Annotated in this window: 7 protein-coding genes; 1 reads left to right on the top strand and 6 read right to left on the bottom strand. The window is 66.1% G+C overall.

Features of this window, described 5'->3' with window-relative positions; all coding sequences use genetic code 11:
• Positions 1-202: 202 nt before the first annotated feature.
• Positions 203-1,387, bottom strand: coding sequence for a delta-9 fatty acid desaturase DesA (gene desA / locus P5705_RS20455; protein WP_011531626.1), 1,185 nt, complete (start codon positions 1,385-1,387; stop codon positions 203-205).
• A gap of 151 nt (positions 1,388-1,538) precedes the next feature.
• Between desA and dibA the strand changes: the two genes are divergently transcribed.
• Positions 1,539-3,434 carry a phosphodiesterase DibA gene (dibA, locus tag P5705_RS20450; RefSeq protein ID WP_277462737.1) on the top strand — a complete coding sequence of 632 codons (1,896 nt, stop codon included), beginning with the start codon at positions 1,539-1,541 and terminating at the stop codon, positions 3,432-3,434.
• A gap of 120 nt (positions 3,435-3,554) precedes the next feature.
• On the opposite strand, the gene P5705_RS20445 is transcribed toward dibA, so the two are convergent.
• The 5 genes from P5705_RS20445 to P5705_RS20425 are packed head-to-tail and all read right to left on the bottom strand — an operon-like array spanning position 3,555 to position 8,665.
• On the bottom strand, positions 3,555-4,199 hold the full coding sequence (locus tag P5705_RS20445; protein WP_277462736.1) for a methionine ABC transporter permease: 645 nt from the start codon (positions 4,197-4,199) through the stop codon (positions 3,555-3,557).
• Positions 4,189-5,298: a methionine ABC transporter ATP-binding protein gene (locus P5705_RS20440; protein ID WP_277462735.1), complete on the bottom strand. Its 1,110-nt coding sequence runs from the start codon at positions 5,296-5,298 to the stop codon at positions 4,189-4,191. The genes P5705_RS20445 and P5705_RS20440 overlap by 11 nt, the downstream gene beginning before the upstream one ends.
• Before the next feature lies 1 nt (position 5,299).
• Complete coding sequence (locus P5705_RS20435) at positions 5,300-6,100, bottom strand: MetQ/NlpA family ABC transporter substrate-binding protein (RefSeq protein WP_277462734.1); 801 nt, start codon at positions 6,098-6,100, stop codon at positions 5,300-5,302.
• Positions 6,093-7,484: an LLM class flavin-dependent oxidoreductase gene (locus P5705_RS20430; protein WP_277462733.1), complete on the bottom strand. Its 1,392-nt coding sequence runs from the start codon at positions 7,482-7,484 to the stop codon at positions 6,093-6,095. Before P5705_RS20430 ends, P5705_RS20435 begins: the two co-directional genes overlap by 8 nt.
• Complete coding sequence (locus tag P5705_RS20425; protein ID WP_277462732.1) at positions 7,484-8,665, bottom strand: SfnB family sulfur acquisition oxidoreductase; 1,182 nt, start codon at positions 8,663-8,665, stop codon at positions 7,484-7,486. The genes P5705_RS20430 and P5705_RS20425 overlap by 1 nt, the downstream gene beginning before the upstream one ends.
• Positions 8,666-8,679: the final 14 nt, after the last annotated feature.

Raw genomic sequence — 8,679 nt, 5'->3', positions numbered from 1 at the left:
CAAGGTCTGGGCGGCTTCGGGGCGGGGGGGGCCGGTGTGCGTGGGTGGGAGTTCTTTGGCCATGAGCACGGAGCGGTTCTCGACGATAGGCGTGCGGCCACGGTCAGGCCCGCCACGCGGGCGATATGTCGAGTTTGAGCTTTGTGCGAAGGGTAAGTTCCGGTCGGCACGCGCCATTGCGGAGCGTGCCGATCAACGGCGGTCAGGCCGTGGCAGGGCGCAACGAGTAGGTTTTGAGCTGGGCGGCGAAGTCGCGCAGCGAATGGATACCGCTGGCTTCCGCCTCGTGTACCCACTCCTTCATGGCAGCGAGCATGTCGTGACCGTTGGCACTGGTGCGCGCCCAGATCTGCTGCAGCGCCAGGCGCTTTTCGTAGATGGTCTTGAGGGCCTGACTGTGGGCGAGCATGGATTCGATGCGCACGTGATGGCGGTCTTGCAGCAGGCTGGTTTCGCGCGAGAGCAGGCGTTTGGCGCGGCGGAAGCGATGGCGTACCGATGCGTCGACCTTGTCCAGCTCCTGTTTCACCAGTGGGGCAATCACCAGCTTGCGGTACTGAGCCATGATCTGGAAGCGGTTATTGAGGATGGCCATGGCGGTGTCCATGTCCAGCGAGGCCTTGCCCTCGACCCGGTGGGCGATGGGCGCGACCCGCTGCACCTTGGCCAGGCGCAGCAGGCTCAGCAGGCGGATCCACATCCAGCCCATGTCGAATTCCCAGCGGCGCACCGAGAGTTTTGCCGAGTTGGGGTAGGTGTGGTGGTTGTTGTGCAGCTCCTCGCCGCCAATGATGATGCCCCAGGGCACCAGGTTGGTGGCCGCGTCGCGGCATTCGAAGTTGCGATAGCCCACCGCGTGACCCAGGCCGTTGACCACGCCGGCGGCCCAGAATGGAATCCACATCATCTGGATGGCCCAGATGGTGATGCCGATGGTGCCGAACAGCAGCAGGTCGATGACCGCCATCAGGGCGATGCCGCCAAGCTTGTAGCGGGTGTAGAGGTTGCGCTCGATCCAGTCATCGGGGCAGTTCTTGCCGTAGATGCGCAGTGTCTCTTCGTTGCGTGCTTCTTCGCGGTACAGCTCCGCGCCCTTGCGCAGCACGGTGCCCAGGCCCTTGTGCACCGGGCTGTGCGGGTCGTCCGGGGTTTCGCACTTGGCGTGGTGCTTGCGGTGGATGGCGGTCCACTCGCGGGTGTTCTGCGCGGTGGTGAGCCACAGCCAGAAGCGGAAGAAATGCTTGAGGCCCGCGTTCAGCTCCAGGGCTCGGTGGGCCGAGTAGCGGTGCAGGTAGATGGTGACGCTGACGATGGTCAGGTGAGTCATCAGCAAGGTGACCGCGACCAGTTGCCAGGCCGACAGGTCGAGCAGACCGTAGTACCACATAACGGGGAATACCCTCGAAAACACAGGGGGAACAGCGCTCGCATTATCCCTTGGCGGGGAAATAAAACCAGTCGCCCTTTTTGATAGGAAGTCACAGGGTGTTTCAGCCCCTATAATGCCCCTTCCTTTTTCATGGGCTAATCCACCCGACATGTCTGTTTCCGTTCGCGACGCCTTGCGCATGGCCGGGCTCTATGTGGTGCTTTCGATCCTCTGGCTGGCGCTGTCCGAGCTGGTCCTGCATGGCATGACCGAGGACCCGTTGGCGCTGACCGTGGGGCGGCAGATCAATGTCGTGGTATGGGTGCTGCTCAGTGCCTTGCTGATCTTCGTCTCGCGTGCCCGTCTGCTGAACTTCATCGGTATCGGCGCCCGTCTGCGCAGCGAGGACCGCGAACGCCTGCGCATGGCCGCCGCGGTGTTCGACAGCACCCTGGAGGGTGTGCTGGTGACGGATCGCAGCGGCCTGATCGTGCACGTCAATCGTGCCTTCATGCGCATCACCGGGTACCAGCAGGACGAGGTGGTCGGCCAGCGGCCGAGCAAGTTCAAGTCGGGCCGCCATGGCGCGCCGTTCTACCAGCAGATCTACGCCGCGCTGGCGGAAAAGGGCGAGTGGAGCGGGGAAATCTGGAACCGTCGCAAAAGTGGTGAGATCTACCCGCAATGGCAGACGATCTGTGCTATTCGCGACGACAGCGGCGAGCTCAGCCACTATGTGGCGGTGTTCAGCGATATCAGTGCGATCAAGCACACGGAAGAGGAACTGGCCTACCTCGCCCACCACGACCCGCTCACCGGCTTGCCCAATCGCCTGCTGTTCAACGACCGTGTCGAGCAGGCACTGGCTGCAGCCCAAGCCAACAAGCGTGGCTGCGCCCTGCTGCTGCTCGACCTGGATCACTTCCAGAGCATCAACGACGGCCTTGGCCATACCATCGGCGACCAGTTGCTCAAACAGGTCGGCGAGCGCCTGCGTGAAGTGCTGGGCAACGGCGTGACCCTGGCCCGCCTGGGCGGTGACGAGTTCGGGGTGCTGGCGGAGAACTGCCAGCAAGTCGGCCAGGCCGGCAAGCTGGCGCAGACCATCATCGAGCGGCTGAAAGAACCGTTCAGCTTCGACGGCAACCGGCTGTTTATCAGTGCCAGCATTGGCATCAGCCTGTTCCCCAGCGACGCGCTGAGTGCCGAGCAATTACTGCGCAATGCCGACTCGGCGCTGTTCAAGGCCAAGGGCAATGGCCGGGCCTGCTACGCGCTGTACACCGAAGAGCTCACCGCCCATGCCCAGCAGCGGGTCGAGACCGCCGGCGAGTTGCGCCGGGCGCTGGAGCAGCAAGAGCTGCGGGTGTTCTTCCAGCCGGTGCATGACTTGTTCACCTCGAGGATGATCGGCGTGGAGACGCTGGTACGCTGGCAGCACCCCACGCGTGGGCTGGTCCCGCCAGGGGAGTTCATCCCCATCGCCGAGCGCACCGGGCTGATTGCCGAGATCGATGCCTGGGTGCTGGGGCAGGCCTGCCGGCAGATGGTGCAGTGGCAGACCGAGGGGCGGGTGCTGGAGTTCGTCGCGGTGAACATCTCCAGCCGGCTGTTCAATCAGCGCGAGCTGTACCGGCAGGTGGCCGATGTGCTGCACGACACCGGCCTGGACCCGGCCCTGCTGGAACTCGAGGTCACCGAGAGCGCAGTGATGGAGGACCCGGAGGTGGCGCTGGAGCAGATGCACCGGCTGCGCGAACTGGGGCTGAACCTGGCCATTGATGACTTCGGTACGGGCTACTCGTCGCTGCTGCGGCTCAAGCGCCTGCCGGTGCAGAAATTGAAGATCGACCAGGGCTTCGTTGCCGGGTTGCCCCATGACGACGATGACATCGCCATCGTGCGGGTGATCATCGCCCTGGCGCGCAGCATGGGCATGCAGGTGCACGCCGAGGGGATCGAACAGGCCGAGCAGGCGCGGTTCCTGTTGGAGCAGCAGTGCCAGATGGGGCAGGGGTACTGGTTTGGCAGGCCGGTGCCGGCTCAGGAATTGCGCTGGGTGTAGGAGCGGCCTTATGCCGCGAAAGGGCCGCAGGGCGGCCCTACTATTCTCCTGGCAGCAAGACAATTGGGGCCGCTGCGCGACCCCTTCGCGGCACAAGGCCGCTCCTACATGGCGAATGGCTCAACGCTTGTTCAAGCCTTTCGCCAGGCGATCCCCGCCTAGCTGGATCAGCGCCACCAACGCCACCAGCATCACGATCACGGTCAGCATGATCTGGCTGTCGAAGCGCTGGTAGCCATACCGATAGGCAATGTCTCCCAATCCCCCGGCACCGATCGCCCCGGCCATGGCCGACGAGTTGATCAGCGTCACCAGGGTGATGGTGAAGCCGCCGACGATGCCCGGCAGCGCTTCGGGCAGCAGCACGTGCCAGACGATGTGCCAGCGCCGGCAGCCCATGGCCTGCGCCGCCTCGATCAGGCCATGGTCCACCTCGCGCAGGCTCACCTCGGCAATCCGCGCGAAGAACGGTGTCGCCGCGATGGTCAATGGCACCACCGCTGCCCACACGCCATAGGTGGTGCCGACCACCAGGCGGGTGAAGGGGATCAGCGCGACCATCAGGATCAGGAACGGGATCGAGCGGAACAGGTTGACGATGGCGCCCAGCACCCGGTTGAGCGCGGGGGTCTCGAAGACCCCGCCCTTGTCGCTGGTGACCAGCAGCACCGCCATCGGCACGCCGACGAGCAGCGCGACCAGCGACGACACGCCGACCATCAGCAAGGTGTCGAGCAAGCCTTGCAGCAAACGCTCAATCCACATGGCCCAGCACCTCCACGTCCGCGGCCCAGCGACGGGCGCGCTCCAACAGTTGACGGGTATCCAGCGGCGAGCCGCGTACGGACAGGATCAGTTGCCCCACGGCATGCTCGCCGATGGTCTCGATGCCGCCCTGCAGCAGGCGCACCCGCCCACCCAGGTCAGCGAACAGGGCGCTCAGTTCCGGCTCGCCGACCAGGCCGAGCTTGAGTACCACGGCCGCATCACGGCTGGCCGGGCTGGCGCGCAGGCTGGCTTGCAATGCGTCGGGGAGCCGCGCCTGCAATGGCGCCAGCAGCGTGCGAGTAACCTCATGGCGCGGCGCGCCGAACACCTGCCAGACCTCGCCCTGCTCGACCACCTCGCCACGTTCGAGCACCACCACGCGGTGGCAGATATCGCGGATCACCGCCATCTCGTGGGTGATCAGCACCACGGTCAGGCCCAGGCGCCGGTTGATGTCGCGCAGCAGTTCGAGGATCGAGGCGGTGGTCTCCGGGTCCAGCGCCGAAGTGGCCTCATCGCACAGCAGAATCTCAGGGTCGTGCACCAGCGCCCGGGCGATGCCGACCCGCTGCTTTTGCCCACCCGACAGTTGCGCCGGGTAGACGTGGTGCTTCTCCGAAAGCCCGACCAGCTCCAGCAGCTCGCGTACTTTGCGCTGCCGCTCGGCCTTGGCCACGCCGGCGACCTTCAGCGGCAGCTCGACGTTCTGCCACACGGTCTTGGCCGACATCAGGTTGAAGTGCTGGAAGATCATGCCGATGCGCCGCCGCAGGGCCACCAGGCGGTCCTCGTCGAACGGCGCGATATCCACCTGGTCGATCAGCACCCGGCCCTGGCTGGGCTGCTCCAGGCGGTTGATGGTGCGCAGCAGCGACGACTTGCCGGCGCCGCTGCGGCCGATGATGCCGAAGATCTCACCGCGGCGGATGTTCAGGTCGATGCCGTGCAACGCTGGCTGGGCCTGGCCCGGGTAGGTCTTGCCCAGGCCGATGAAGCGCACGTGGGCCTGGTTCACGTCCGGGCGCAGGGCCTGCTCCGTGGCCTTGTGCGGTTCGACGGGTGGGACGGGCGCCCTGAGGGCGCTGGCCTGGGCCATGTCAGCCTTCCCAACCGGCCTGGTAGAGCGTGCCGTGAGCCTTGTCCAGGGCGGCGCGCACGGCGGGCGAGTGCTGGTAGATGTCGACGAACTTGGCCAGGCGCGGGTCGTTCTTCTCCTGCGGGCGGATCACGAACTGGATCACGTATTCCTTGTTCTCCAGGCCGTCGAACAGCAGCGCCGAGGTGGCGTCGAAGCTGTTGGCCAGGCGGATGTAGGCCGGGTAGCCCTGGACCAGGTCGGCGTCGTCATAGGCGCGCACCAGCTGTACCGCCTCGACCTGGAGAATCTTGATCTTCTTGGGGTTGGCGACGATGTCATCCTCGGTGGCCTTGTAGCCCACGCCCGGCTTGAGGGTGATCAACCCGGCCTTGGCCAGCAACTGCAGGCCTCGGCCACTGTTGATCGGGTCGTTGGCGATGGCCACGCTGGCGCCCTCGGGCAGCTCGGCGAAGCTTTTGTAGCGCTTCGAGTAGAGGCCGACGTTGTTGATGATCCCCGGCGCGTAGGGCACCAGGTTGAAACCGGCGGCGGCCTTGGCATTCTCCAGGAAGGGGATGTGCTGGAAGTAGTTCACGTCGATGTCGCCGCTGTTGAGGCTGACGTTCGGTGCGATCCAGTCGCTGAACTCGATCAGCTTCACTTCCAGCCCTTGTTTGTGGGCCTCTTCCACGGCGGCTTCCAGCGGGATGGCGAAGGCGGCGGTGGTGCCGATCTTCAACGGCTCGGCGGCGAAGGCGGCGGCGGACAGGCCGAGGCCCAGGGCGATGGCCGCGACGGGCCGGAACAGTTTCTCAAGCATGGTGCAGGGCTCCAGTCGGGGCAGGGACAGGTGGGTTGCGGTAGGTGGCGCCGGGGTGGTCGGCGGGCAGGTGGGCGTGGGGTGTGGCGAACAGCTTCTGGCGCAGGCTGCCCTCGGCGTAGGCAGTCTTGTAGCGGCCGCGGCGCTGCAGTTCGGGGATCACCAGGTCGATGAAGTCCTCGTAGCTTTCCGGGGTGACGGTGCGCGCCAGGTTGAAGCCGTCCAGGCCGGTTTCGTCGATCCAGGCGATCAGTTGCTCGGCCACTTGTTCCGGGGCGCCGACCAGGGTTACGTAGCGCCCGCCCAGGGCGTGTTGTTCGAGCAGGCGGCGGCGGGTCCACGCGTTGTCCTGCAACTGGCGGGTGGCGGATTGGATGGCGTTGCCCTTGGCGAAGCCGATGGGTTCGTCCAGTTCATAGCGCGAGAAGTCGATGCCGGTGGAACTGGCGAAGTGCGCCACACCCGCTTCGGCGCTGGCGTGGCGCAGGTACTCGGCGTGCTTGGCGCGGGCCTGCTCCTCGGTCGGGGCGACGATCACGGTGAGGCCCATGAACACCTTCACCGCCTGGGGATCGCGCCCGGCCGCCTTGGCCGCTGCGCGCACCTTGTCGACCTGGGCGCGGGTGGACGGCTTGTCCTGGCCGCTGATGAATACGCATTCGGCATGGTTGCCGGCGAACGCCAGGCCGCGCGCCGAACTGCCGGCCTGGAACAGTACCGGGGTACGCTGGGGCGAGGGTTCGCACAGGTGGTAGCCCTCGACCTTGTAGAACTCGCCGTGGTGCTCGACCTTGCGCACCTTGTCCGGGCGCGCATACACGCGTTGCTCGCGGTCGGCGACCACGGCGTCGTCGTCCCAGCTGCCTTCGAGCAGCTTGTACAGCACCTGCAGGTACTCGTCGGCCTGGTCGTAGCGGCGGTCGTGCTCGGGCTGTTGCTCAAGGCCCATGGCCCGGGCGGCGCTGTCGAGGTAGCCGGTGACGATGTTCCAGCCGACCCGGCCGTTGCTCAGGTGGTCGAGGGTGGAGAGGCGCCGGGCGAACAGGTAGGGCGCCTCGTAGGTCAGGTTGGCGGTGAGGCCGAAACCCAAGTGCCTGGTCACCGCGGCCATCGCCGAGACCAGCAGCAGCGGGTCGTTGACCGGCAGTTGGATGGCCTCCTTCAGCGGCACGTCCACCGACTGCCCGTAGACGTCGTAGGTGCCGACGATGTCGGCGATGAACAGGCCGTCGAACAGCCCGCGCTCCAGCAGGCGGGCGAGGTCGGTCCAGTATTCCAAGGTCTTGTACTGGGTCGAGGTGTCCCGTGGGTGGGTCCACAGGCCATGGTTGATGTGCCCGATGCAGTTCATGTTGAAGGCATTGAGCAGGATCTGGCGGGCCATCAGATGGTCCCCCGGCGTGGTGGCTTCTCGTCGTTGAGGTAGTAGTTGCCGATGGCGTGGTACTTCCAGCGCACCGGGTCGTGCAGGGTGTGCACCCGGGCGTTGCGCCAGTGGCGGTCGAGGTTGTGCTCGGCCAGGGTGGCCTGGCTGCCGGCCAGCTCGAACAGGGTGGTGCCTGCGGCGAGCGAGATCTCGGTGCTGATCGCCCGGGCCTCGGCCACGGCGATGGAGGCCGCGGCCAGGGTTTCGGCGTTGCTGTCGGCCTGGGCGATGTCGAGGATTTCGCCGGCGCGCTCCAGCAGGGCCTCGGTGGCATGCAGGCGGATCGCCAGGTGGCCGAAGCTCTTCAGGGTAAGCGGGTCGTCACTGGCCTTGTCGAGGCCGGAGTCGATCCACGGCCGGCTGCGGGTGCGCACGAAGTGCAGGGCGTCCTCGAAGGCGGCGCGGGCGATGCCGGTGTCGATGGCGGCGTGGAGAATCTGCGCCAGCGGGCCGACCGTGGTCGGGCGATCGAAGGCGCTCTGGAATGGCACTACGTCCTCGGCGCGGACGGCCACGTTGGTGAACACCACCGAACCGCTGCCGGTAGTGCGCTGGCCGAAGCCGCTCCAGTCGTCGATCACCTCGATGCCCGGGGTGTCGGCGGGCACGAAGGCCAGGTGTGAAACACCGTGTTCGTCGATCACTAGGGTCGGGATGCGTTGGGCGTAAAGGGCGCCGGTGCAGTAGAACTTGCGACCATCGATGCGGAAATGATCGCCGTCGCGGGTCAGCCGAGTGGTGCGCTCATGGGCGTTCTTGGTACCGATCTCGGCCAGGGCGTTGCCGAATCGGCGACCGGCGAGGACTTCCGCGTACAGGCGTTTCTGTTGGTCCGGGGTGCCGTTCACCCGCAGCACTTCCAGGGCATAGAAGTGGTTCTGCGGGATCTGCCCGATCGAGGCGTCGGCCTGGGCGATGCGGGCAATGACCTTGGCCAGGGTGGCGCTGGATACACCAGCACCACCATAGGCCTTGGGCACGCTGATGCCCCACAGGCCGGTCTGCACGAAATGGTCGAGTTCGGCGTGGGGCAGGCGGCGTTCGCGGTCACGCGCGGCGCTGTCGTGGCGCAGTGATTGGGCGATTTCTTCGGCGACGGCCAGGGCTTGGGCGTCGCTGGTGATGAGGGATGCAGTCATGGTGCTCTCCGCAG

Source organism: Pseudomonas entomophila, from assembly GCF_029478665.1.
In the GTDB taxonomy this organism is placed as follows: Bacteria; Pseudomonadota; Gammaproteobacteria; order Pseudomonadales; family Pseudomonadaceae; genus Aquipseudomonas; species Aquipseudomonas entomophila_F.
This window is presented reverse-complemented; position numbering and strand designations above follow the sequence as displayed.

Bases quoted from the DNA above. Each gene is read 5' to 3' on its own strand.
- desA (WP_011531626.1), bottom strand. From the start codon at position 1,387: ATGTGGTACTACGGTCTGCTCGACCTGTCGGCCTGGCAACTGGTCGCG.
- dibA (WP_277462737.1), top strand. From the start codon at position 1,539: ATGTCTGTTTCCGTTCGCGACGCCTTGCGCATGGCCGGGCTCTATGTG.
- P5705_RS20445 (WP_277462736.1), bottom strand. From the start codon at position 4,199: ATGTGGATTGAGCGTTTGCTGCAAGGCTTGCTCGACACCTTGCTGATG.
- P5705_RS20440 (WP_277462735.1), bottom strand. From the start codon at position 5,298: ATGGCCCAGGCCAGCGCCCTCAGGGCGCCCGTCCCACCCGTCGAACCG.
- P5705_RS20435 (WP_277462734.1), bottom strand. From the start codon at position 6,100: ATGCTTGAGAAACTGTTCCGGCCCGTCGCGGCCATCGCCCTGGGCCTC.
- P5705_RS20430 (WP_277462733.1), bottom strand. From the start codon at position 7,484: ATGGCCCGCCAGATCCTGCTCAATGCCTTCAACATGAACTGCATCGGG.
- P5705_RS20425 (WP_277462732.1), bottom strand. From the start codon at position 8,665: ATGACTGCATCCCTCATCACCAGCGACGCCCAAGCCCTGGCCGTCGCC.